This is a genomic window from Bowmanella denitrificans (assembly GCF_002887595.1).
GTDB lineage: Bacteria > Pseudomonadota > Gammaproteobacteria > Enterobacterales > Alteromonadaceae > Bowmanella > Bowmanella denitrificans.
In genome coordinates, this window is record NZ_PEBU01000003.1 from 320,373 (window position 1) to 343,984 (window position 23,612).

Genomic DNA, 23,612 nt, shown 5'->3' on the forward strand with positions numbered 1-23,612 from the left:
CGGACTGTTTAATCTATGGGGAAAGAGCAATGTCTGACCAGCAGCAACCCACCGATTTTTTGCAGGCGATGGCCGATGTCGTGCCGATAAAACGCGATGACAAAGTGACCCATATTGGTCCCTCTTCAGCTACGCTGGCGCAGTCTCTGAAACGCCAGGCACTGGAAAAACAATTGCAGCAGGATGGCAACTACCTGAGTGTCGAGAAGGTCGAGCCCCTGGATCCTTACGATTTTCTCGATTACAAAAAAGACGGTGTGCAGGAAGGCGTGCACAAGAAACTGCGTCTCGGCCAATACCAGATTGATGAAGTACTGAACCTGCAAATGCAGCGCATTGAGTCAGCCCGGCACAATTTGTTTGAAACCCTGATGCTGGCACACCGCAGAGGCTTACGTACTCTGCTTATCCAGCACGGCCTGGGACTGCACAGCAAACCCTTCCCGGCCTTATTGAAAAGCTATGTGAATCAGTGGCTGAGGCAAATTCCGGAAGTATTGGCCTTTCATACAGCGCAAAAATACCACGGCGGCCTGGCAGCCACCTACGTGCTACTGAAAAAAAGCGAACAACAGCGCCTGGTTAACCGTGAACGTCACCAGAAACGCTAATCTGCACCATTGCTGGTGCCGCATCGGCCCTGGCACCAAAGAATGCGGTGACGACCATAATGATCACCGCAAACAACACGCCTGCCAGGCCAAAACCTCTCGATGAGCGATTCATAAACTGTCTCTGTTATTATTTTTTCTGTCTACAAATCCTTGCTCGACTCAGCGTCTATCGCGGTACTTCCTTTTCCACCAAAACTAGCTAACAGCTGACTCTTATTTCGCATTCGGGTAATCGCGGATTACACTTAGTTACGAAACGGTACAAATACTAAACACAGTTTTTTTATTTAACAACAGCTTAAGTAAAAAAATATGAATAAATCGGGAAAAAGTCGGGATTTTTGCGCCCAACCTAGCTCAAACGCATCATTTCGGTAAAATTTTCTGCAAGATCAAAGCAAAAACGGACCCGAAGGTCCGTTTATTCATTTATCCTGCAAATACCCTGGCATTGCGGAATATGCGCATCCATGGGCTGTCTTCCTGCCAGTCATCCGGATGCCAGGAATTGGCCACGGTACGGAACACGCGCTCCGGGTGTGGCATCATGATAGTTGCGCGGCCGTCCTTACTGGTCAGGCCGGTGATCCCCTGTGGTGAACCATTGGGGTTGGCGGGATACTGCTCTGTCACCTTACCGTAGTTATCCACATAACGTAGCGCTGCGGTGTGATTGTCCATTACAGATTGCAAACCTGTCTGATTGGCAAACTCGGCACGGCCCTCACCATGCGACACGGCCACCGGCATTCTGGAGCCAGCCATGCCCTGCAGCAACACGGATTCCGACTGCATCACCTCGACCATAGAGAAGCGTGCTTCAAAACGTTCACTGCGGTTGGTGACAAAATGCGGCCATAAGTCAGCACCTGGGATCAGGCTCTTAAGATTGGACATCATCTGACAGCCGTTACACACCCCCAGCGAGAAGGTCTCGTTGCGATGGAAGAAGCGCTGAAACTGCTCACGGGCCATATCATTAAACAGAATGGACTTGGCCCAGCCTTCACCGGCGCCCAGCACATCACCGTATGAGAAACCACCACAGGCGACCAAGCCCTGGAACTGCTCCAGGGTGATACGGCCAGCCAGGATGTCACTCATATGCACATCAATGGCATTGAACCCGGCGCGGCTGAAGGCTGCTGCCATTTCCACATGGGAGTTGACGCCCTGCTCACGCAGAACAGCCACCTTAGGCTGAATACCTTTAGCAATATAGGGCGCGGCCACATCTTCGTTCAGATCGAAACTCAGACTGGCGTGCAGGCCAGGGTCTGCACTATCGGTTTTAATCGCCAGTTCCTGCGCAGCACAATCAGGATTGTCACGCATAGACTGCATCTGGTGAGTAGTTTGTGCCCACAATCTGCGGTAATGGCTGCGGCTATTGGACAACACAATCTCACCGGCAAGGCTGAATTGCAGCTTATCGCCATCGATTGCCTGACCGATGTTATGCACCAGCTCAGTCAAACCATTGGCGGCAAAGACTTGCATCACCGCGTCCAGTTTATCCGCCGGCACCTGCAACACGGCGCCCAGTTCTTCGTTATACAGGGCTGACAGGGCGTCCCCCAAACCGTCCAGCTTAATATCCACACCACAATGCCCAGCGAAAGCCATTTCTGCCAGCGTAGTGAACAGACCGCCGTCGGATCTGTCATGGTAGGCCCAAATCAGGCCCTGGCGGTTAAGACTTTGCACGGCATTAAAGAAGCCACGCAGCAATTCGGGGTTATCCAGATCCGGTGCGCTATTGCCAAGCTGACCGTATACCTGGGCCAGACAAGACGCGCCCAGACGGTTTTTACCGCCACCCAGGTCAATCAGAATTAGCTGTGAAGCGCCCTTATCCAGACGCAACTGCGGGGTTAAGGTACGACGGACATCTTCTACCCGGGCAAAGGCGGAAATCACCAGCGACAGAGGGGCTGTCACCGCCTTGTCCTGGCCATTGTCCTGCCAACGCATCTTCATCGACATACTGTCTTTGCCCACCGGAATGGTTAAGTCCAGGGCCGGACAAAGCTCTTCACCCACCGCCTTAACCGCTTCATACAAACCGGCATCCTCGCCTGGGTGACCGGCAGCGGCCATCCAGTTGGCCGATAACTTGATGCGTTTCAGTTCGCCGATATCCGCCGCAGCAATATTGGTAATCGCTTCCGCCACCGCCATACGCGCCGAGGCACCATGGCTCAGCAGCGCCACAGGAGTCCGTTCGCCCATGGCCATGGCCTCGCCGTGATAGGTGTCATAACCGGCAGCAGTCACGGCCACATCCGCCACCGGGATCTGCCAGGGGCCAACCATTTGATCACGATTAACCAAACCCGTCACACTGCGATCGCCTATGGTGATCAGGAAGGTTTTTTCAGCAATAGTCGGCAATTGCAACAAGCGCTCAGCCGCTTCATCCAACTTTATCGTTGTGGTGTCAAATTCTGTCCCTGCGGCCTTGCTGGATTGCACATCGCGATGCATCTTCGGTGGTTTACCCAACAATACATCTAGCGGCAGATCCACCGGCTTGTTATCAAAATGACTGTCGGTCAGGGTCAGATGCGGCTCGGCAGTCGCTTCACCCACGACTGCGAAAGGCGCACGCTCACGTTCACAAATAGCCTCAAAACGTGCCAGGTTATGTGGTGCGACCGCCAGAACATAACGTTCCTGGGATTCATTACACCAAACCTGCAGAGGTGACATACCGGGTTCGTCATTAGGCACATTACGCAGCTCAAAACGTCCACCGCGGCCGCCGTCATTGACCAGCTCAGGGAAAGCATTGGAAATACCGCCGGCGCCCACATCGTGAATAAACTGAATAGGGTTGTCTTCACCAAGCTGCCAGCAGCGATCAATTACTTCCTGACAACGGCGTTCAATTTCCGGGTTGTCGCGCTGTACTGAGGCAAAATCCAGATCCTGGTTGGACTGGCCGGCCGCCATAGATGAGGCCGCACCACCACCCAATCCGATATTCATGGCCGGACCACCTAACACAATCAGCTTGGCCCCCACCGGGATCTCGGCTTTTTGCGTATGCTGGGCACGAATATTACCCAGACCACCGGCCAGCATAATAGGTTTGTGATAACCGCGAATCTCTTCGCCATTGAAGCTGTTAACCTGCTGCTCGTAGGTACGGAAATAGCCAAGAATATTGGGTCGGCCAAATTCATTGTTAAATGCGGCGCCGCCAAGCGGGCCTTCAATCATAATATCCAGGGCACTGGCAATATGACCGGGCTTGCCAAAGTCCTGCTCCCAAGGCTGCTCATTGCCAGGCAAACGCAGGTTAGATACGGAAAAACCCACCAGACCGGCTTTAGGTTTTGCACCACGACCTGTGGCACCTTCATCACGAATTTCACCACCGGAGCCGGTTGCGGCACCCGGGAATGGCGAAATAGCCGTTGGGTGGTTGTGGGTTTCCACTTTCATCAGAATATCGATACTTTCCTGATGATACTGATACTGGCCACTGGCAGGATCGGGGAAAAAACGTCCTGCTATCGATCCTTCCATTACCGCGGCGTTATCTTTGTAGGCCGAGTGCACGTAGTCAGGGCAATGCTCAAAGGTGTTTTTGATCATTTTGAACAAGGACTTGGGCTGGGCAGCCCCATCAATGGTCCAGTCGGCGTTAAATATCTTATGTCGACAATGCTCAGAGTTGGCCTGGGCAAACATATAGAGTTCGACGTCATTGGGGTTACGTCCCAGGCGTTCAAAGCTGCTGACCAGATAGTCAATTTCATCTTCTGCCAGGGCCAGTCCCATTTCAACGTTGGCTGTTTCAAGCGCACCACGACCATGGCCGAGAATATCCACACTGGTCATGGCAGCAGGTTGCTGCTCAATAAATAGCTGCTGGGCTTGTTGCAGATCAGCAAATGTAGATTCTGTCATTCTGTCATGCAGCATGGCAGCCACATCGGCTAATTTGCCCGTTGCCACCCCTTTTACATAATAGGCAATACCGCGCTCTAAGCGTTTGACCTTATTCAGACCGCAGTTGTGGGCAATATCGGTAGCTTTGGAGGACCAGGGAGAAATAGTACCAGGGCGTGGCACCACCAACACCAGTTCGCCGTCTGCTGCATGCTCTGCGACTTTGGGTCCATACACCAGCAAGCTGTTCAGCACTTCGGCTTCCTCGCTGGTCAGCGCCTGTGTTACCTGGGCAAAGTGCACATACTCTGCGTGCAGGTCGGTTACATCCAGCTGTTGTTCGGCCAACTGAGTCAGCAGCTTTTGGATTCGGAAGTCGGAAAGGGCTGGCGCACCGCGGAGGATCAGCATGTTTTAGTCATCCAAAGTTCAATGTTTAGGACTCATCTGCGCTTAATATGGGCAGATGGCTCGGTCGTCAGGAATTTGCGCGGCGGATTATAGTAGAAAATCGCCCGTCTGATAAGCTTTGCTGTTATCAGCCCTTCACACCGGCATAGACGCAAAAATCCCTTACATTATTCGGGCTTGGCTACATGGTTAGTTGCGCTTAAAGGCTGGCACCCAATGCACTTTTTGGTCACAATGGCGGCTTATGTGTTTTCTATCTGTAGTCCATGGCAGTCGCAAAAAGAAGCAAAATAATCAGTCAACTCAAACACCTGACTTTAGTATTAGGTGCTTTGTTGCTGCTTTCTTGCGACCGCGCGCCATCACAAAGCAGTTTGGGTCTGGTGCTGGAACGTGGGGTGCTGAAAGTAGGCACATTGTATGGACTCACCACCTACTATACAGGTCCGGGCGGCCCAGAAGGTTTTGAATACGAATTGGCCAAGGGTTTTGCAGACTATCTGGGGGTGAAACTGGAAATTTTTCCCTACTACAGCCTGAGTCAGTCTTTTTATCACCTTGAGCAACAGAATCTGGATTTACTGGCGGCGGAATTGACCGTCACCAGGCAACGCGTCGAGCATTTTCGCTTCGGCCCACCCTATCAGCAAGTCAGTCAGAAGCTGGTGTTTAAGCAAGGCCAGCAGCGTCCGCGGGACGTCAGCGATCTCAGCGGAAGCCTGGTTGTGGTGGCAGACAGCAGTCACACAGACACGTTAAACAGCCTAAAACAGCAATATCCTGCTTTGACCTGGCAGGAAAGCAGCGATATGGACTCTGAAGAGTTGATGGAAGCGGTTATCGCCGGGCAATATGACTACACGGTCACCGATTCGAATATCCTGGCACTGATGCGCCGTCGTCATCCAGAGTTGGCTATTGGCTTTACCCTGCAAGAACCACAGCGGGTAGCCTGGGCCATGAGTAAGAAGCAGGACGACTCACTGTTTTCCGCCATGCTGGACTATTTTGGTAATTTGCAGCAATCCGGCCGATTGGCGGCACTGGAAGATAAATATTTCGGCCATGTACGGCAATTTAATTATGTGGATACCCGCCTGTTTATTCAGGCTGTAGATAATGTGCTACCCAAGTACAGAAAGTGGTTTGAAGAACATGCAGGCAGTCTGGACTGGCAATTGCTGGCCGCCATGAGCTATCAGGAAAGCCATTGGGATCCCAGGGCCAAGTCGCCAACCGGAGTGCGCGGTATGATGATGCTGACCCTGCCTACCGCCAAAGATCTTGGCGTAACATCCAGGCTGGATGCAGAGCAGAGTATTCGTGGTGGCTCCCAATATTTGCAGGAACTTATCCGGCGTATTCCGGATCGTATTCGCCACCCGGATCGCATCTGGTTTGCCTTGGCTGCTTATAACGTTGGTATGGGCCACCTTGAAGACGCCAGAATCCTCACCGAGCGTCAGGGCGCCAATCCGGATCTGTGGGTGGATGTGAAACTACGCCTGCCACTGCTACGCCAGAAAAAACACTATAAAACCACCCGCTATGGCTATGCCCGAGGTGACGAAGCTGTGACCTACGTTTCTAACATTCGCCGTTACTACGATACGCTGGTGTGGCTGGAAGAACAGCGCGAAAAACAACAACCGCAAAGCCTGCCGGAATCTGAATCCATCGAAGAAAAGTTACAATCTACCGATTGATTTGGAATTAATCGCCATCATATGCTGTCTACGCTTTAACAAAGCTGTCATATAGGTATGCGACAGTAAGATGAAGAAGTGATATGGAGGTATTATGCGTAAAAGAAGTGTATTTAAAGCCAGAAAGCCGGTGAGCTCAGGTCAGCGCCGCCGCCAGGTGTTGAAGAAAGTATTAAAGAAAGTGCAGCTGCGCCGCCAGACCTTTCAATCCGCTGATATGCCAGTGGATATGGCGCAAGCCTGCTAGTCTTCCCCAGTCGATTTTTGCCGTTTTTCCGCCTTTTTCTGCGCACGACGCCACTTAAAAAAATCAGACAATAGCGCACCACAAGGTTCGGCCAGTACGCCGCCGGTCACCTCAAGCTGATGATTCAAGCCCGGGTGGCGCACTAGATCCATCACCGAACCACAAGCACCGGTTTTTAAGTCGGCGGCACCAAACACCAGGCGCTGAATACGGCTGTGCACCAGTAATCCGGCACACATTGGGCAAGGTTCCAGCGTCACATACAAGGTGGTATCCAACAGTCGGTAATTACCAATGGCTTGCCCGGCCTGGCGCACCGCCAGCATTTCCGCATGAGCAGAAGGGTCGTGGCTGCCAATCGGCCGATTCCAGCCCTGCCCCACTATCTGATCATTTCTGACCAAAATGGCACCGACCGGGATCTCGTTCTCCTGCCAGGCTTGCTTGGCCAGTTCCAGGGCCCTGGACATCCACATCTCATCAGTCACTATAAAAACATCCGTCAGGTTGGTGAATCTGGCTATCAATTGGTTTGAACGGCCACTTTTATTTCTATTAAATCCAGCACTATTTTTTAATCACATGAATTATAAAGCATTTTTGATTGGCTAACTATTTGCAAAACAAGTTAGGATATTTCCCAAACAAGTGTAAGGATTAACTATGAATTTGACTGCTGTGGCCATTGTCGCCATCGTTTGCTGGGCATTGGTTGAACTGGTGAATTCCAGACATAAAAAGGCCCCGAAGCTTAACGAGAATGAATTAAACAATCTTAAGCAGGAAGTCACTACTTTACGGGAAAGAGTTCAGACATTGGAAAAAATTGTCACTGATGAAAACTACGATTTAAAGCGTCAGTTCGACAATCTGAGATAAATACCGAATGCATAGAAAAGGCGCTTTTGCGCCTTTTCAAATCAATACAAGCTCAGCGTCGTTCATTCCACCCCATCATGAGCAAGCAGACAAAAGCCTTTAATATCAATATTTTGAAAAATACATCACCACAGGAACCATGAGCAATACCATAATAAGAATTTCCTCATATCCAGCGGCTACCATCTAGGTCAGTAGTGTTCAGAGCAGCCTCCAAGTGCTGATCTTTTTGTTAGCAAGTTGACCAAGACTATGCGTATCGAAGTCGATCAATCACTAATCTAAAGGCGGAGCTAAGGTTCCGTCGGCCCGAATAGCAGAGATAGTAGCCATCAAAAGGAGGACACCAATCGGATAACACCCGTCGCAATGAGCCGTTTTCGATGCTTCCGATTACTTCAGGCTCAGTGACAAAGGCAATGCCGTGGCCAGCTTTAGCTGCTTCAATCGCAATATCACTTTCACTGAAAATAAAGGGGCCGGAGATTTTTTTGACGAGTTCTTCGCCATCTTTCTCAAACTCCCAATCATAAATCGAGGCATGAGCATGGAAACGCAATGCCAAACAGGCGTGATTATCCAGATCATCGGGATGTTCAGGAACACCGTGTTGCTGAAAATAACCGGGAGTTGCCACAGCAGCGAGGCGAATGGGCGGGCCAATTTTGACTGCGATCATGTCTGGGCTGACGAATTCCCTGAGTCTCACGCCGGCATCAAATCGTTCCTCCGCCAGATCAGTGAGTCGACTCTCTACGTTCAGCTCGATCTGGATTTCCGGATAGTCGCTAATAATCCGGGAAAGTTTTGGCCAGAGGATGGTACGCAGCGCGGGCTTACTCGTCGCAATCCTGACCAAACCTCGCGGCGTATCTCCTAATAATCGTAACTCTTCAATTCGTGCGTTTATCATCCCCAAACCTGGGCGTAAAGCGGCCAGCAATTTTTCCCCCGCATCGGTAGTGGATACGCGCCGCGATGTGCGGTTGAGCAATTTTATGCCCACACTTGTCTCCAGCCGACGTATGGCATGACTGACAGCAGATTGCGACAAACCCAACTGTGTCGCCGCCTGAGTAAAGCTTCTTTCCTCAGCGACAGTCATAAATAGGGCTAGATCGCTCAATTCTTCACGCATACTCAGTCAACCTCCCCTTTGTGTTTAGATACTGGGAAGACCAAGAATGTAGCATACCGTCACCCACTAGATTGATGAATACATTAGATAAATCAACATACAACTTTATCTTACACCCGATTACTTTCCTCCATCTATTAAACTGGCTCATGTGTGCAATGAATTCAGACTGGTTGTTGATAGTGCTTCCCAGGCTTATTGTTTGACCATACATAAGTTGTTTGAGAACAGCGCTACTGGCACTGCCACGGTCTCTAGCGCTGAAAATCCAGCCAGGAAGAAGAGTTAATCAAAGTGTATACACTTCAAATTTTGCTTGGTCACAACACGATGACCGCCACACTCAAAAACACCGCTGCCAGCCGGGATTTTATTGCACAACTCCCCATGACCCTGGAGCTGAAAGATTATGCCTCGACGGAAAAAGTCGCGGATTTGCCCCAAAAACTATCAACACAAGGGGCACCTGACGGCTATGAACCCCGCGTAGGCGACATTACCTATTATGCGCCTTGGGGAAACCTCGCGATTTTTTATCGGGACTTTGGTTACTCACGCGGCTTGGTAAACCTCGGGCGAATCATCGAAGGCACAGAAAACCTGAATTTTCGCGGCGCAATGAGTGCCACCATTGAGATAGTTGCGGATGAATCAAGCATCGGTAACCAATAGTGCTATGGACGGATAATAAGGAGAACATAATGAGCGTACCCGTTCTGAGAACACTGCTATGTACAGTGACAGTCTATGTTGCAGTCTCGGCATTTGCAGGCGAAGAGAAGCCTTCCCCAGCACAGGCAATTACCCTGGCTGGTTCCCAAGTATCTATGGCTGGTCCAGAAAAGCTCTTTACCGGTGCCGCACGTATCGACCCCCTATTCCCCGGCACCGATGCCATCAATGCATCGGGCGCTTATGTCACCTTTGAGCCAGGCGCACGCTCGGCCTGGCATACCCACCCCAGAGGTCAGCACATTATCGTGACTCAGGGGGTGGGCCTGACCCAAGAATGGGGTAAACCCATCCAGCAAATAAAAACCGGTGACGTGGTTTGGTGCCCACCTGGCGTTAAACACTGGCACGGCGGTGCCGAGAAAACGGCAATGACCCACCTGGTGGTGACCGGATTGGATGGTAAAGGCAACAACGTAATCTGGATGGAGAAAGTGAGCGACGAGCAGTATCACAGCCACTAATCCCTCAACACTCTTGAACGACAGGTTGCGAAAATGAAGACAGCACGTATTGCCTCCCGACTGTTGATACTCGGTATCTGCATCTCGTTACCCCAAGCCTGGGAACAACTCTCAGATACGCAAGAGGAAATCAACATGAATCAAGAACAGACACTTAGTCAACGGCAACAGGCAATCATCCCTGTTGCAGCATCGGCCGCAGCGGGTGACCTGGCAAAATTGAAAGGCGCGCTCAACCAAGCACTGGATGCTGGCATGACAGTGAACGACGGCAAGGAGGTACTGGTGCAGTTGTATGCCTACGCGGGTTTTCCTCGCAGTCTCAATGCACTGGGTACCTTCATGGGTGTACTGGCGGAGCGCCGCGAACAAAGTATCGAGGATGCTCAAGGTGACATACCACGGACGCCAATCCCGCAAGGCGACGCCCTACTGGAACAAGGCACAGCCAACCAGACTGAACTGGCCGGCGGTCCGGTAAAAGGCCCCCTGTTTGATTTTTCCCCGGCTGTAGATGAATTCCTGAAGACCCATTTGTTTGGCGACATTTTTGCCCGCGACAACCTGAGCTGGCAGGACCGGGAGATCGCCACCCTAGCCATGTTATCGGTCCTGGCTGGTACCGAACCGCAATTGCAGGCGCACGTGGGAATTGCCATGAACACAGGCCTCAGCGCACCGCAACTGCAACAGTTGGCAACGGTATTAGCAGAACAGATCGGTCCAGAGGCCGCCGCACGCACTCTCTCAGCACTGACACAGTATCTGAATCCATGAATGACATCGTCATAAATGAAGGTAACGAGACCACGCCATCAGCTCAAGCTGCCAGCCGCCCCCCCTTAGGCGAGCAGGCCCACTGGAGCGGAGTCTTTGCCATGACCTTGTGTGTCTTCACACTGATTGCGTCGGAGTTCATGCCGGTCAGCTTGCTGCCTCCCATCGCGAGTGCCTTGAACGTAACAGAAGGCATGGCGGGGCAAGGCATTGCCATATCCGGGGTCTTTGCGGTACTGACCAGCCTGTTTATCTCGGTGCTGGCCGGAGGTATGAATCGCAAGACTTTGCTGCTTGGGCTGACGGTGATGATGGGTTTTTCCGCTGCCGTAGTGGCGTTGGCGCAGGATTACCTGACCTACATGATTGGCCGTGGGCTGATCGGAATGGTAATTGGTGGTTTCTGGTCGCTGCCTGCCGCTGTGGCCATGCGTCTGGTGCCGCCAACAAAGGTGCCCAAAGCACTGGCGATTTTCAATGCCGGAAATGCGCTAGCCATGGTGTTGGCTGCGCCGCTGGGCGCGTATATGGGTTCCATAATCGGCTGGCGTGGCGCATTTTTTTGCCTGGTGCCAGTGGCGATGCTCACCCTTGTCTGGCAATGGATCAGCTTGCCATCGCTGCCGGTAGAATCGTCTGCAGATAATCATGGTGGTGGGTTTGCCCTTGTATTCAAGGTGTTTGCCCCCTTACGCAGGCCAGCGGTGCTGTCCGGCATGTTGGCAATAGCAGCCTTATTCATGGGGCAATTCACTCTGTACACCTATGTGCGCCCGTTTCTGGAATCCGTTACCCAAGTTGAGGTGTCAACCCTTTCACTGATTCTGCTGCTGACTGGTGTGGCAGGCTTTTTCGGCACACTACTGATCAACAGCGCACTGGCACGTGGGTTCTACCAGACCCTGTTCACCATTCCGCTACTGATGTCGGTTATCGCCGTGGCGCTGATGTTTTTTGGTGGTTGGATTGCCGCTGTAATGGCGCTGCTGGGTCTGTGGGGGCTAGTTGCCACCGCCGCGCCGGTTGGCTGGTGGGCGTGGATACCGCGCACTTTGCCAAAGGAAGCGGAAGCTGCTGGCGGCTTAATGGTAGCAGTAATTCAGCTGGCCATTGCGCTGGGGTCTACCCTGGGCGGAGTGTTATTTGATGCGTCAGGTTATCAAAACACCTTTGCCGCCAGTGCTTGTCTGTTGCTGGTATCGGCGACGTTAGTACTCATGACCGCACACGCCGAGAAAAAATGAACGCACTAGAAATGGAGAAAGACATTATGAAGAGACAACAAGAAATATTGGAACAGGACGTACCGGATACCGGTCGTCGTAATCTCATGAAAATGACTGGAGTAGGAATTGCCACTATGACCATTGGAACCATTAGTTCAACCGTATCAGCCAACACCGCCTTATCGCTCACCGATGAGTGGGACAAAACTTTCGCCAAGAGCGACAAGGTGGATCACCGCAAGGTGACGTTTACTAATCGTTACGGCATCACCCTGGCTGGGGATCTTTACGCACCCAAGGGTATCAGCGGTAAGCTGTCGGCCATTGCCGTGAGTGGTCCCTTTGGCGCCATCAAAGAACAGTCTTCCGGCCTGTATGCACAGACGCTAGCCGAACAGGGCTTTATTACCCTGGCGTTTGATCCGTCCTACACAGGAGAAAGCGGTGGCGAGCCCCGTCATGTGGCGTCGCCGGATATCAACACCGAAGACTTCAGCGCCGCAGTGGACTTTCTCGGCCTGCAAGCACATGTGGACCGTGAGCATATAGGCATCATCGGCATTTGCGGTTGGGGTGGCATGGCATTGAATGCGGCCGCCGTAGACAAGCGCATCAAGGCCGTGGCGACCAGCACCATGTATGACATGAGCCGGGTGATGTCTAAAGGTTACAATGACAGCATGAGCAAGGAAGATCGCACAGCGGCGCTGGAAATGCTGAGCCAGCAGCGCTGGGCCGATGCCGAAAACGGAAAACCGGCAGTCGGCCCGGTCTCTCTGGAACTGGCAGGTGGCGAACCGCAGTTTGTGGTGGAGTATGCGGGCTATTACAAATCAAAGGAACGTGGCTTCCATCCACGGGCTATCAACTCCAACGCCTCATGGACGGTGACCAATCCGCTGTCATTCATGAACATGCCGTTGCTGTCGTACATCGATGAAATTTCACCGCGTCCGACGTTGTTGATCCATGGCGAAAAAGCGCATTCGCGCTACTTCAGCGAATCCGCCTATGAGGCGGCGGCAGAACCGAAAGAGCTGATCATCATTCCAGATGCTAACCATGTGGACCTTTATGACCAGGCAGACAAAATTCCTTTCGATAAGTTAACGGACTTTTTCCGTAAGAACCTGGCTTGATTCTGCCGACAGGCAACGACGATGCATGGCCTTCACTGACTGCAATGTTTCAATGACGCTTAGTAAGGAGAACGACCATGATTCATCACAACAACGGTTCCCGCCCTTTTGCAGATGCACCGGCAGAATGGTTTACCGGACGTGCCCGCATTAACCCGCTTTGCCTGTAAGCAGAAGAGCCGTCGCACGTCACTGCCAGGCTGGTAACTTCGCAGAGGTTATCCCTCGACTTGAAGTTGTGATGCTTGGCATCGGCTGTCACTCACCGCATCATGTTTCGATAATACCGCCTTGGACCACGCTCAAGCGGTGCTTCACGCGGCTATCAATTGCTAAAACCAGCCAGACAAAAAACGAAAAAGCCCATAAAAATATGGGCTTTCTTACTCTAATAGGCTGCGCTTAAGCTAGTAACGAGTGAAATCATTCCCACTCAATAGTGGCTGGTGGCTTACCGGAGATATCATAAACCACACGGGAAATCCCATCGATTTCATTGATAATACGGTTAGACACCTTACCGAGGAAATCATACGGCAGATGCGCCCAGTGGGCGGTCATAAAGTCGATGGTTTCGACCGCACGCAGCGAGACTACCCAGTCGTATTTACGTGCATCGCCCATGACCCCAACCGAGCGCACCGGCAGGAATACGGTAAAGGCCTGACTGACTTTGTTGTATAAATCAGCTTTATGCAGCTCTTCGATAAAGATGGCGTCTGCGCGGCGCAGCAGATCGCAATATTCCTTTTTCACTTCGCCCAGTACACGTACACCTAAGCCTGGTCCAGGGAAGGGGTGGCGATACAGCATATCGTAAGGCAAGCCAAGCTCCAGGCCGACCTTGCGCACTTCGTCTTTAAACAGTTCACGCAATGGTTCCACCAGTCCCAGTTCCATATCGTCGGGTAAACCGCCGACATTATGGTGAGACTTGATCACATGCGCTTTACCTGTGGCAGAGCCTGCCGATTCGATCACATCCGGGTAAATCGTGCCCTGCGCCAGCCATTTGGCGTTGGCGCGTTTGGAGGCTTGCTCGTCAAACACTTCCACAAACACACGCCCAATCACTTTGCGTTTGGCTTCTGGATCTTCTACTCCGGCAAGCTCACCAAGGAAACGTTGTTCGGCATCCACCTTGACGATGTTCAGGCCAAAATGATCGCCAAACATATCCATCACCTGCTGGCCTTCGTTTAAACGCAGCAAGCCATTATCGACAAATACGCAGGTTAGATTTTTACCAATGGCGCGATGCAGCAGCATGGCGGTAACAGATGAGTCCACACCGCCGGACAGGCCAAGGATCACTTCGTCATCTCCAACCTGAGCACGAATGCGCTCAACCGCATCTTCGATAATAGAGGCAGGTGTCCAGAGTTTCTCACAGCCACAGATATCCAGCACAAAATGCTCCAGCAAACGCTGGCCCTGACGGGTGTGGGTGACTTCAGGGTGGAACTGCACGCCATAGAAACGCTTTTCCTCGTTGGCCATGGCTGCAAAGGGGCAGCTTTCGGTACTCGCCAGGGTAGTGAAACCGTCGGGTATGGCGCTAACTTTGTCACCGTGGCTCATCCAAACATCCAGCAGAGCATTGCCGCCAGTGCTGATATGGTCCTCAATTTTGTCCAACAAGGGTGAAGGCTTGAGCACTTCTACCTGGGCATAGCCGAACTCACGAATATTGGAGCCCTGTACTTTACCGCCCAGTTGTTCGGCCATGGTCTGCATACCATAACATATACCAAATACCGGTACCCCGGCATTAAATACATAGTCAGGCGCACGCGGTGAGCCCGCTTCGGTCACCGACTCCGGGCCACCAGAAAGGATAATCCCCTGTGGATTGAATTCACGGATTTGCGCTTCTGTGACATCCCACGCCCACAGTTCACAATATACGCCGATTTCACGGATACGACGGGCAATAAGCTGGGTGTACTGAGAACCAAAGTCCAGGATCAATATGCGATGGTCATGAATATTTACAGTCATGGATTTCCCATTTGAGTGTGTCTGCGGCCAGGCCGCGCTGAAGAATCAAGGGGAGCTGCCCTGCTCCCCCGTTTAATCTGTCTGTGAATTAGCCTAAGCGGTAGTTAGGTGCTTCTTTGGTAATAGTCACATCGTGCACATGCGACTCGCCCATGCCTGCCGACGTCACACGCACAAATTTGGCTTTGGTACGCAGCTCGTCAATGGTGGCACAGCCGGTCAGGCCCATGGCGCTGCGCAGTCCACCCATCTGCTGGTGAACGATAGTGGCAATCGGGCCTTTATAAGCCACACGACCTTCGATACCTTCAGGTACCAGCTTCTCAGCGTTTTTGCTGTCCTGGAAATAACGGTCAGAGGAACCATGGCTTTGATTCATCGCCCCCAGTGAACCCATACCGCGATAGGACTTGTAGTAGCGGCCCTGATACAGTTCCACTTCACCCGGTGCTTCTTCCGTACCGGCCAACATACTGCCTACCATCACACAACTGGCACCGGCCGCCAGGGCTTTGGCGATATCACCGGAAAAGCGAATACCGCCGTCGGCGATCACAGGGATATCCGTGCCTTTTAACCCTTCGACCGCATCTGAAACGGCGGTTATTTGCGGTACACCACAGCCGGTTACGATACGGGTAGTACAGATAGAACCAGGGCCAATCCCTACTTTTACCGCATCCACACCGGCTTCGGCCAGGGCTTTGGCACCTTCTGCCGTCGCCACATTACCAGCAATAATTTGCAGTTCAGGATAATCGGCGCGCACTTTCTTAACCCGATCAATTACCCCTTGGGAATGACCGTGAGAGGTATCAATCAGCAATACATCAACACCGGCCTCTACCAACAACTTGATGCGCTCATCGGTGCCGGCACCCACGCTGACGGCAGCCCCAACGCGCAACCGCCCAAGGGCATCTTTACAGGCATTTGGCTTACTTTCGGCTTTCTGGAAATCTTTTACGGTAATCAGGCCCTTAAGTTTAAAGGCGTTGTCCACCACCAGAATTTTCTCAATGCGATGTTCATGCATCAAGCCCAGCACTTCTTCGGAGCTTGCGCCTTCTTTAACCGTCACCAGACGTTCTTTGGGGGTCATGACATTGGCAATCGGCAGGCTAAGATTGTTCTCGAAACGCAGGTCGCGGCCTGTCACTATGCCGACCAGATTATTGTCTCTGTCAACAACCGGGAAACCTGAATAGCCATGCTGCTTGCTCAGCGCATTGATTTCCCCTATGGTGGCATCCGGTGTCACCGTCATCGGATCAGACACCACGCCACTTTCGTATTTTTTCACCTGGCGCACATGACTGGCCTGATCTTCAGCGGTCATATTCTTGTGAATAAAGCCGATGCCGCCTTCCTGGGCCAAAGCAATAGCTAAACGAGCCTCACTGACGGTGTCCATTGCGGCAGAAATCATCGGGATATTCAGTTCAACACCACGGGTTAAGCGGGTCTTTAAACTGGCAGTATGAGGAAGGACGGTAGAATGACCTGGGACTAACAAAACATCATCGAAAGTCAGGGCTTCTTTTTCGATTCTGAGCATCGCAACAACACCTTTAGAATGAGGATTTAGTTGCGGCGCAATTGTAGCTGTTTTGCCCTTTAGGGTAAACTTGTTTTCTTGCCGCCGGATAAGTTTTTTTATGTCATCAAGTACTCAACAAATCTACACCGTCAGCCACCTGAACCGTTTTGCCCGTCAAGTACTGGAAAGTGAGATTGGGATTGTCTGGGTGCGGGCAGAGATATCCAATTTTGTTGCGGCCAGCTCAGGGCACTGGTATTTCACCCTTAAAGATGAACGTGCTCAGGTACGTGCTGCCATGTTTAAAAACGCCAATCGGCGTGTCAGCATGCGCCCACGGGAAGGCGATAGGGTGCTGGTGCGTGCCAGTATCAGTCTGTATGAACCCCGTGGCGATTATCAGTTAATTGTCGAGCATATGGAGCCAGAGGGCGAGGGCTTACTGAAGCAGCAATTTGAACAGCTTAAACGCAAGCTGTTGACTGAAGGGTTGTTCGATCAGAGTCATAAACGCCCCCTGCCCCAGCCGATTCTTAAAGTCGGTGTGATCACCTCGCCAACCGGCGCAGCCATGCACGACATACTCACGGTGCTGAAAAGACGTAACCCGGCCATTGAAGTCGTTCTTTACCCCAGTCAGGTGCAAGGTGAAGCAGCGCCAATGCAGTTAATCCGCGCAATCGAGCTTGCTAATCTGCGCAGTGAGGTGGACATACTAATTGTCGGTCGCGGTGGTGGCTCGTTGGAAGACCTGTGGTGTTTTAACGACGAGCGCCTGGCCCGCTGTATTTATGCCTCCAGATTGCCGGTTATCAGTGCCGTGGGCCATGAGGTTGATGTCAGTATTGCCGATTTTGTTGCCGATCTGCGTGCCCCTACCCCTTCCGCGGCAGCTGAGCTGGTCAGTCAGGACAAAGACGAGCTACAACATCGCGTTAACCAGTTGGCCATTCGTTTACGCCAGCGTCTGACGGCCTTAATGGAGACCAAAGCCTACAGCCAGCAATTGCTGGAAAGCCGCCTGGTCCGCCATCATCCGCAAGCCCGTTTGCACCAGCAAGCACAACAACTGGACAGACTGGCGGATACCCTGACCTTCTTTTTACAACGTCACTTATCTAAAACACAGGAAAGATTGCAAACACTGGAAAGTCGTCTGATGCATTACTCACCCGCTCAGCAGCTTACCGGACAAACACAGCAACTGCATTATCTGCAGCAAAGTCTGATCCGCAATATGCAACAGTTACTGATAAGCAAGGGTCAGCGTCTGGCCGCAAACGGCCACTTACTGGATACGGTGAGCCCCCTTGCCACGCTCGCACGGGGTTACAGTATCAGCCTCATAGGCGATAAGGTAATTAAAACCCTTGGCGACATTAAACAAGGCGATCAGTTAACCACTAAACTGGCTGATGGTACTATTATCAGCGAGGTCAAAGGTCTGGAGTCCAAAAGCCACTGATCTGTGTTATCCAGGCCTGAAGCACAGTAATACGCTCCGTCTGAATCGCGTTAGTGGCTATGGTTGTAACGGTACTCTAAGGTGAGTCACCAACACCTTGTCATCAACAAAAACCAGTTGGTAAAGATCGCCGTAATTGGACTCATCCATCTGCACGTCACCTCCACCCAGCAGTGCCAGTAACTCAGGTGTGGTGTTACTGTGCCCCACTACCAGTGCGTTCTGTCTGTGTTGTTTCAGGGTGGCAGCCAATGTCGCCAACTGGCCCGGCGGGTAGCTTTGCACCTCGATTCCCTTTTGCCCGGCAAGGGCAGCAACGGTTTGCTGGGTGCGACGGTAATCGGTACTATAGATAGCGGTCAGTGGTACCGCAGACAGCATTTGTGCCAGGTTGTCAGCACGCTGTAACCCGTCGACAGTCAGTGCCGGATCCTTACCCTGCTCCAGTTGTTTTTCGCCGTGGCGAATTAAATACACAGTGAAGTCATTCGCCAGGGCAACATCAACCTGTAACAGGCCGACCAATAGCAATAAGACCAGGCGCATCACGACTTCTTCTTATGAAAAGTCATCAGGCGTTTGCGTTTGCGCTCCTGAGCCAGGGTCAATTGATTTTTCTTACCTTCAAAGGGATTAGCCCCTTCACGAAACTCAATGCGAATCGGCGTGCCCATCACCTTCAGAGACTTTCTGAAATAGTTCATCAGATACCGCTTATAGGCATCGGGCAAATCCTGCACCTGATTACCGTGGATAACGATCACCGGTGGATTATATCCCCCAGCATGGGCGTATTTCATTTTTACCCGACGACCGCGAATCAACGGCGGTTGATGGTCAGCCTGGGCCATTTCCATAATGCGGGTCAAAATAGAGGTGTTAATTCTGCGGGTGGCAGAATCATAGGCTTCCTGTACCGACTCAAACAGGTTGCCCACCCCGGAGCCGTGCAACGCCGAGATAAAATGCAGACGAGCAAAATCAATGAAGCCCAAACGTCTGTCCAACTCCCGCTTGATATCATCTTTTACCGACACATCCAGGCCGTCCCATTTATTCACGGCCAGCACCAAGGATCGACCTGAATTAAGCACAAAACCCAGCAGGCTGAGATCCTGATCAGTGATCCCTTCTCTGGCGTCAATCACCATCAGTACCACGTTGGCTTCTTCAATGGCTTGCAGCGTTTTAACGATGGAGAACTTTTCCACCATGTCTGAGACTTTTTTACGCCTGCGCACGCCGGCTGTGTCTATCAACACATAGTCTCGCTCGTCACGCTGCATAGGAATAAAGATGCTGTCTCTGGTGGTACCGGGCTGATCGAACACCACCACCCGCTCTTCACCCAGAATACGGTTGGTCAGTGTCGATTTACCCACATTGGGTTTCCCGACAATGGCCAGTTTAATTGGCAGGCTCTGCAGTTTCTCAAGTTGTGCTTCGGCATCCAGCTCTTCCTGGGCCACATCTGGCTCTTCTATCAGCATATCAGGAAACTGTTCGGATAAGGGTTTGACCAAATTATCCAACAATTGCCCGACGCCACGGCCGTGAGCCGCGGCAATCTGATGCACATCACCCAGTGCCAGACGATAAAACTCCGCCACTTCACTATCACCATCAATGCCGTCCACTTTATTGGCAACAAGGTGCACTGGCTTATTCTGCATGCGCAGATGACGGGCAATAGCTTCATCGGCCACCGTCAAACCAGCCCGGGCATCGAGCAGAAACATCACCACATCGGCTTCTTCAATTGCCAGCAGCGATTGTTGCGCCATTTCTGCATCAATCCCTTGCTCATCGCCACTGATCCCGCCGGTATCTACCACAATAAACTGCAGCCCCTCGCACTTAGCCTGGCCGTATTTACGGTCACGGGTCAGTCCGGGGAAGTCCGCCACCAGGGCGTCCCGGCTGCGGGTTAATCGGTTAAACAGGGTGGACTTACCGACATTGGGTCGTCCCACCAAAGCTACAACAGGTAACATAAAGATGATTTCCTACTTGCCAAACCGCCCGGCGGTATATGGCGATACGAGCCGCTATTGCGGCGCAAAAGATCATTAAACACAAAAACGGCCCTTAATCGGGCCGCTATTCTATCAGGTTTCAGGCCAGATGCTTTAGGGTGTTTGCACTGCCCGTAACTGGCCGTCGCGAGTCAGAGTATAGAGTACTTTTCCATCCACCACAGGGGCGGCAAAAATACCTTCGTCTTCGTCGTCACCACCCACATCCAAACGCGCGACCAGCTTGCCATCAGACTGATTAAACCAATGCAGGAAGCCATACTTATCACCGGCAACCAGGTAATCGCCCACAGGCTCTGCCGCCGTCAGCAGGCGACCTCTCAAGCTGTTCTGGCTCCACAACTCTACGCCGTTGCGGCGGTCCAGACCGTAAACCACACTGTCTGCGTCCACCACATACAGGTTGTTGGCGTCCATGGTAATACGACGGTAAGACCGATAATCACGCTTCCAGATCACCCGTCCACTACGCAGCTCTACAGCGGCCAAGGTACCATCGAAAGACACCACATAGATAACCCCACCCAAAATCAGCGGCTCGATATCAATGTCAACTAAGCGATCCAGCTCTGTGGCACCGGTTGGTGCAGTAATGGCTTGTTCCCAGGCAATCTGACCATTTTCCATAATCACCACGGCCAGCTTACCCGAAGCCGTACCGACCATGGCTCCGCCCGCTGACGCAGTGGGAGCTGAAATACCGCGTAACGACAGCGGCGGTACTTCCGATTCATATAGCCATTGCTGTTCACCGGACTCTGCATCCAGCGCAAACATAATGCCAGCGCCGGTATTGACGATTACCAGGCCATCCGCCACTGCAGGCTTGGCCAGCACTTCACCCTTAACCTTAGCCTGCCAAAGGGTTTCACCGGTATTGATATCCAGCGCGATCACATCGCCGTTTTCGGTGCCAAAGTATACCTTCTCGTAAGATGCAGCCATGCCACCAGCGATTCGCGCCGCTTCACCAGAGCGCCATAATCTGGCAATACCGGAAAACCAGCCGTCATCACTGAAACGGGCAAAATCACGTTGCCACAGCTGTTTGCCGCTTACCTGATCAAAAGCAATGACTTCACCATGGCGATCAGCTGCAAAAACTTTGTCGTATGCAACCGCAGGTTTAAGGCGGGAAAAATGCCCGCCGACGCCACCACCGACGTCTTGTTGCCACAGGGTGGTGGGAACAAATTGCGCATCAATGGGTTTAAGCTGTTTGATTTTCAGCTCTTCCTCATCAGCGAACCAGGTTGTTGGATCCATCCATTGCGGCACTATGGAGCACCCAGACAGTCCCAACACCGAAAGCAAACACAGCGCCTGAATTGGCTTTTTCACCCCGATACTCCTCATACGCTGGCAACGGCTGGCAGATTATCCAGTTTCATCTTCAGCAAATTGTTGCTGCTCACTTCCAAGGCTGCGCTGTAGGCTGCCCTGGCTTTGTCAAGATTACCCTGCTTCAGATGAATGTCACCTTTCAGCTCCTGCACCTGGGCTTTGAAACTATCCTCGGCAATACCGTCCAGAGCACTCATTGCTTCGGTGTATTGCTCAAGCTGCAATTGCACGCGGGCAAGACGTAACTTAGCGACAGCGGCAATGGCTGGCACCTTGGCTTTAGAGGCGGCAAACTCCAGTTGTTTGGCTGCTTCATTTAAGTCGTCACGGCTCACGGCCTGATGGGCAAGCTGCATCGCCGCCAGCAGCGCATAATTATTGTCCGGGTTGGCCTTAACATACTCCAGCGCCTTGCTGAATCCCTGTTCATCGGTTTCCAGGCCTTGCATAGCTTGCTGATATTGATTGGACGCTTCGTCCATACCGGCAATACGCTGCTCATTGTAATAACGCCAGCCCCACAGGCCCCCCAAACCGATTACCGCACCGAGGATGATGGCGGTACCGTTTTCTTTCCAGAATTTTTTAATGGCTTCGACTTGTTGTTCTTCGGTACTGTAGATTTCCATCCCGTTCCCCTTTTATAGATTCTGTGAAAGTGCCGCGCCCAGAAGCGATGGCAACTGCTCAATACTAACTTGTGTCTGTGGTTTGTCTTCACGCAGGTACTTAACCCCAACCACAGCCTGATTTACCTCTTCTTCGCCAATGACCAGGGCAATAGCAGCGCCACTTTTATCCGCACGCTTCATCTGCTTTTTCAGATTGCCGCCACCACAATGCGTTTGCACTCGTAACCCAGGCAAGGCGTCGCGTAGTGATTCAGCCAGCGTTAATCCATAAGCTTCGGCTTTATCGCCCAACAGGCTCAGGTAAACATCTACCTCCGCGGGCAACTCGACCAACTGCAGGGATTCCAGCAGCAGAACCAAACGCTCAAGACCCATGGCAAATCCCACAGCGGGCGTGGTCTTGCCTCCTAACTGCTCTACCAGGCCATCGTAGCGACCGCCGGCACACACTGTGCCCTGAGCACCGAGCGCATCGGTTACCCATTCAAAAACGGTGCGATTGTAATAATCCAGTCCACGCACCAGGCGCGAATTAACCCGGTATTGGATACCAGCCAGGGCTAAACGTTCACACAATAAACCAAAATGCTGGCGAGACTCGTCGTCGATGTAGTCCAGTAAGTCCGGTGCATCTGGCAATAACGCCTGCACTTCTGGGTTTTTGCTGTCCAGCACCCGTAGCGGGTTGGTCGACATGCGACGTTTGCTGTCTTCATCCAGCTTGTCTTCGTGTTGCTTAAGATAAGCCACCAGTGCATCACGATACTCTGCCCGGGACTCGCTGGAGCCCAGCGAATTAATTTCCAGATGCACTTTGTCGGAAAGACCAAATTTCTGCCATAACCTGGCAGTCAGCAGAATCACTTCCACGTCAATGTCAGGTCCTGGCAAACCAAAGATTTCCACACCGAATTGATGAAATTGACGATAGCGCCCCTTTTGCGGACGTTCATGGCGGAACATCGGCCCCATGTACCACAAGCGCTGCTGTTGGTTATACAGCAGGCCGTGTTCATTGCCAGCTCGAACAGTACTGGCCGTTCCTTCAGGGCGCAAAGTCAGGCTGTCGCCGTTGCGATCCTCAAAGGTGTACATTTCTTTTTCTACGATATCAGTCACTTCGCCGATAGAACGTTTAAAAAGATCGGTGCTTTCCACTATGGGGGTGCGGATTTCCTGGTAGCCGTAACTTTTAACGGTGTCACGTATGTTCTGCTCTACCCACTGCCATAGACCGGATTGTTCCGGCAGGCAGTCATTCATTCCGCGAATGGCCTGAATTTGCTTACTCACCTGTGTCTGTCTCGATTCCGTACTGCGATGCCATTATGCACGCGGGTTTTAACCTAAAGGCGGCGATT

Annotated in this window: 21 protein-coding genes; 10 read left to right on the forward strand and 11 right to left on the reverse strand. The window is 52.1% G+C overall.

Features of this window, described 5'->3' with window-relative positions; translation table 11 throughout:
• The first annotated feature begins 29 nt into the window (after window positions 1–29).
• The gene (smrA, locus tag CSR04_RS08215; protein ID WP_102795789.1) at window positions 30–611 is read left to right on the forward strand and encodes a DNA endonuclease SmrA; all 582 of its coding nucleotides are present in this window, start codon (window positions 30–32) and stop codon (window positions 609–611) included.
• On the opposite strand, the gene CSR04_RS24900 is transcribed toward smrA, so the two are convergent.
• Both CSR04_RS24900 and purL read right to left on the reverse strand, forming a co-directional pair.
• Window positions 583–726, reverse strand: coding sequence for a hypothetical protein (locus CSR04_RS24900; protein WP_172449283.1), 144 nt, complete (start codon window positions 724–726; stop codon window positions 583–585). The genes smrA and CSR04_RS24900 overlap by 29 nt on opposite strands.
• Window positions 727–1,043: 317 nt before the next feature.
• Window positions 1,044–4,925, reverse strand: coding sequence for a phosphoribosylformylglycinamidine synthase (purL, locus tag CSR04_RS08220; RefSeq protein ID WP_102795790.1), 3,882 nt, complete (start codon window positions 4,923–4,925; stop codon window positions 1,044–1,046).
• 266 nt (window positions 4,926–5,191) lie between these two features.
• Here purL and mltF point away from each other — a divergent pair, with 266 nt between their 5' ends.
• Both mltF and CSR04_RS24905 read left to right on the forward strand, forming a co-directional pair.
• Window positions 5,192–6,631: a membrane-bound lytic murein transglycosylase MltF gene (gene mltF, locus CSR04_RS08225; RefSeq protein WP_102795791.1), complete on the forward strand. Its 1,440-nt coding sequence runs from the start codon at window positions 5,192–5,194 to the stop codon at window positions 6,629–6,631.
• Window positions 6,632–6,725: 94 nt separating this feature from the next.
• Entirely contained in the window at window positions 6,726–6,878 is a 153-nt protein-coding gene (locus tag CSR04_RS24905) for a hypothetical protein (RefSeq protein WP_172449284.1), read from the forward strand.
• Here CSR04_RS24905 and tadA read toward each other — a convergent pair.
• Complete coding sequence (gene tadA / locus CSR04_RS08230; RefSeq protein WP_102795973.1) at window positions 6,875–7,354, reverse strand: tRNA adenosine(34) deaminase TadA; 480 nt, start codon at window positions 7,352–7,354, stop codon at window positions 6,875–6,877. The genes CSR04_RS24905 and tadA overlap by 4 nt on opposite strands.
• 187 nt (window positions 7,355–7,541) lie before the next feature.
• On the opposite strand from tadA, the gene CSR04_RS08235 reads away from it, so the two are divergent.
• Window positions 7,542–7,757 carry a hypothetical protein gene (locus CSR04_RS08235; RefSeq protein WP_102795792.1) on the forward strand — a complete coding sequence of 72 codons (216 nt, stop codon included), beginning with the start codon at window positions 7,542–7,544 and terminating at the stop codon, window positions 7,755–7,757.
• 250 nt (window positions 7,758–8,007) lie between these two features.
• On the opposite strand, the gene CSR04_RS08240 is transcribed toward CSR04_RS08235, so the two are convergent.
• A complete protein-coding gene (locus CSR04_RS08240; protein WP_102795793.1) occupies window positions 8,008–8,895 on the reverse strand; it encodes a LysR family transcriptional regulator in 888 nt (295 codons plus the stop codon).
• A gap of 294 nt (window positions 8,896–9,189) precedes the next feature.
• On the opposite strand from CSR04_RS08240, the gene CSR04_RS08250 reads away from it, so the two are divergent.
• From CSR04_RS08250 to CSR04_RS08270, 5 genes are all read left to right on the forward strand, one after another.
• Window positions 9,190–9,567 (forward strand): cyclophilin-like fold protein, encoded by a 378-nt coding sequence (locus CSR04_RS08250; RefSeq protein ID WP_245921463.1) that lies wholly within the window; start codon window positions 9,190–9,192, stop codon window positions 9,565–9,567.
• Window positions 9,568–9,596: 29 nt separating this feature from the next.
• Window positions 9,597–10,091 (forward strand): (R)-mandelonitrile lyase, encoded by a 495-nt coding sequence (locus CSR04_RS08255; protein WP_102795795.1) that lies wholly within the window; start codon window positions 9,597–9,599, stop codon window positions 10,089–10,091.
• Window positions 10,092–10,226: 135 nt separating this feature from the next.
• Complete coding sequence (locus CSR04_RS08260; RefSeq protein ID WP_216362524.1) at window positions 10,227–10,868, forward strand: carboxymuconolactone decarboxylase family protein; 642 nt, start codon at window positions 10,227–10,229, stop codon at window positions 10,866–10,868.
• A complete protein-coding gene (locus CSR04_RS08265) occupies window positions 10,865–12,112 on the forward strand; it encodes an MFS transporter (protein WP_216362525.1) in 1,248 nt (415 codons plus the stop codon). Before CSR04_RS08260 ends, CSR04_RS08265 begins: the two co-directional genes overlap by 4 nt.
• On the forward strand, window positions 12,109–13,233 hold the full coding sequence (locus CSR04_RS08270) for an alpha/beta hydrolase (protein WP_216362526.1): 1,125 nt from the start codon (window positions 12,109–12,111) through the stop codon (window positions 13,231–13,233). The genes CSR04_RS08265 and CSR04_RS08270 overlap by 4 nt, the downstream gene beginning before the upstream one ends.
• A 423-nt stretch (window positions 13,234–13,656) precedes the next feature.
• On the opposite strand, the gene guaA is transcribed toward CSR04_RS08270, so the two are convergent.
• Window positions 13,657–15,234, reverse strand: a complete 1,578-nt coding sequence (gene guaA, locus CSR04_RS08275; RefSeq protein ID WP_102795798.1) for a glutamine-hydrolyzing GMP synthase — start codon at window positions 15,232–15,234, stop codon at window positions 13,657–13,659.
• 88 nt (window positions 15,235–15,322) lie between these two features.
• Window positions 15,323–16,792 (reverse strand): IMP dehydrogenase, encoded by a 1,470-nt coding sequence (gene guaB / locus CSR04_RS08280; protein ID WP_102795799.1) that lies wholly within the window; start codon window positions 16,790–16,792, stop codon window positions 15,323–15,325.
• 100 nt (window positions 16,793–16,892) lie between these two features.
• On the opposite strand from guaB, the gene xseA reads away from it, so the two are divergent.
• Window positions 16,893–18,239, forward strand: coding sequence for an exodeoxyribonuclease VII large subunit (gene xseA / locus CSR04_RS08285; RefSeq protein ID WP_102795800.1), 1,347 nt, complete (start codon window positions 16,893–16,895; stop codon window positions 18,237–18,239).
• Between the two features lie 57 nt (window positions 18,240–18,296).
• Here xseA and CSR04_RS08290 read toward each other — a convergent pair whose 3' ends face one another.
• The 5 genes from CSR04_RS08290 to hisS form a co-directional block, all read right to left on the reverse strand.
• Window positions 18,297–18,785 (reverse strand): histidine phosphatase family protein, encoded by a 489-nt coding sequence (locus CSR04_RS08290; RefSeq protein ID WP_102795801.1) that lies wholly within the window; start codon window positions 18,783–18,785, stop codon window positions 18,297–18,299.
• Window positions 18,785–20,233: a ribosome biogenesis GTPase Der gene (gene der, locus CSR04_RS08295; protein ID WP_102795802.1), complete on the reverse strand. Its 1,449-nt coding sequence runs from the start codon at window positions 20,231–20,233 to the stop codon at window positions 18,785–18,787. Before der ends, CSR04_RS08290 begins: the two co-directional genes overlap by 1 nt.
• Window positions 20,234–20,368: 135 nt before the next feature.
• Window positions 20,369–21,616, reverse strand: a complete 1,248-nt coding sequence (bamB, locus tag CSR04_RS08300) for an outer membrane protein assembly factor BamB (protein WP_102795976.1) — start codon at window positions 21,614–21,616, stop codon at window positions 20,369–20,371.
• Between the two features lie 11 nt (window positions 21,617–21,627).
• Window positions 21,628–22,248, reverse strand: a complete 621-nt coding sequence (locus CSR04_RS08305) for a YfgM family protein (protein ID WP_102795803.1) — start codon at window positions 22,246–22,248, stop codon at window positions 21,628–21,630.
• 12 nt (window positions 22,249–22,260) lie between these two features.
• Window positions 22,261–23,544: a histidine--tRNA ligase gene (gene hisS / locus CSR04_RS08310; protein WP_102795804.1), complete on the reverse strand. Its 1,284-nt coding sequence runs from the start codon at window positions 23,542–23,544 to the stop codon at window positions 22,261–22,263.
• Window positions 23,545–23,612 lie beyond the last annotated feature (68 nt).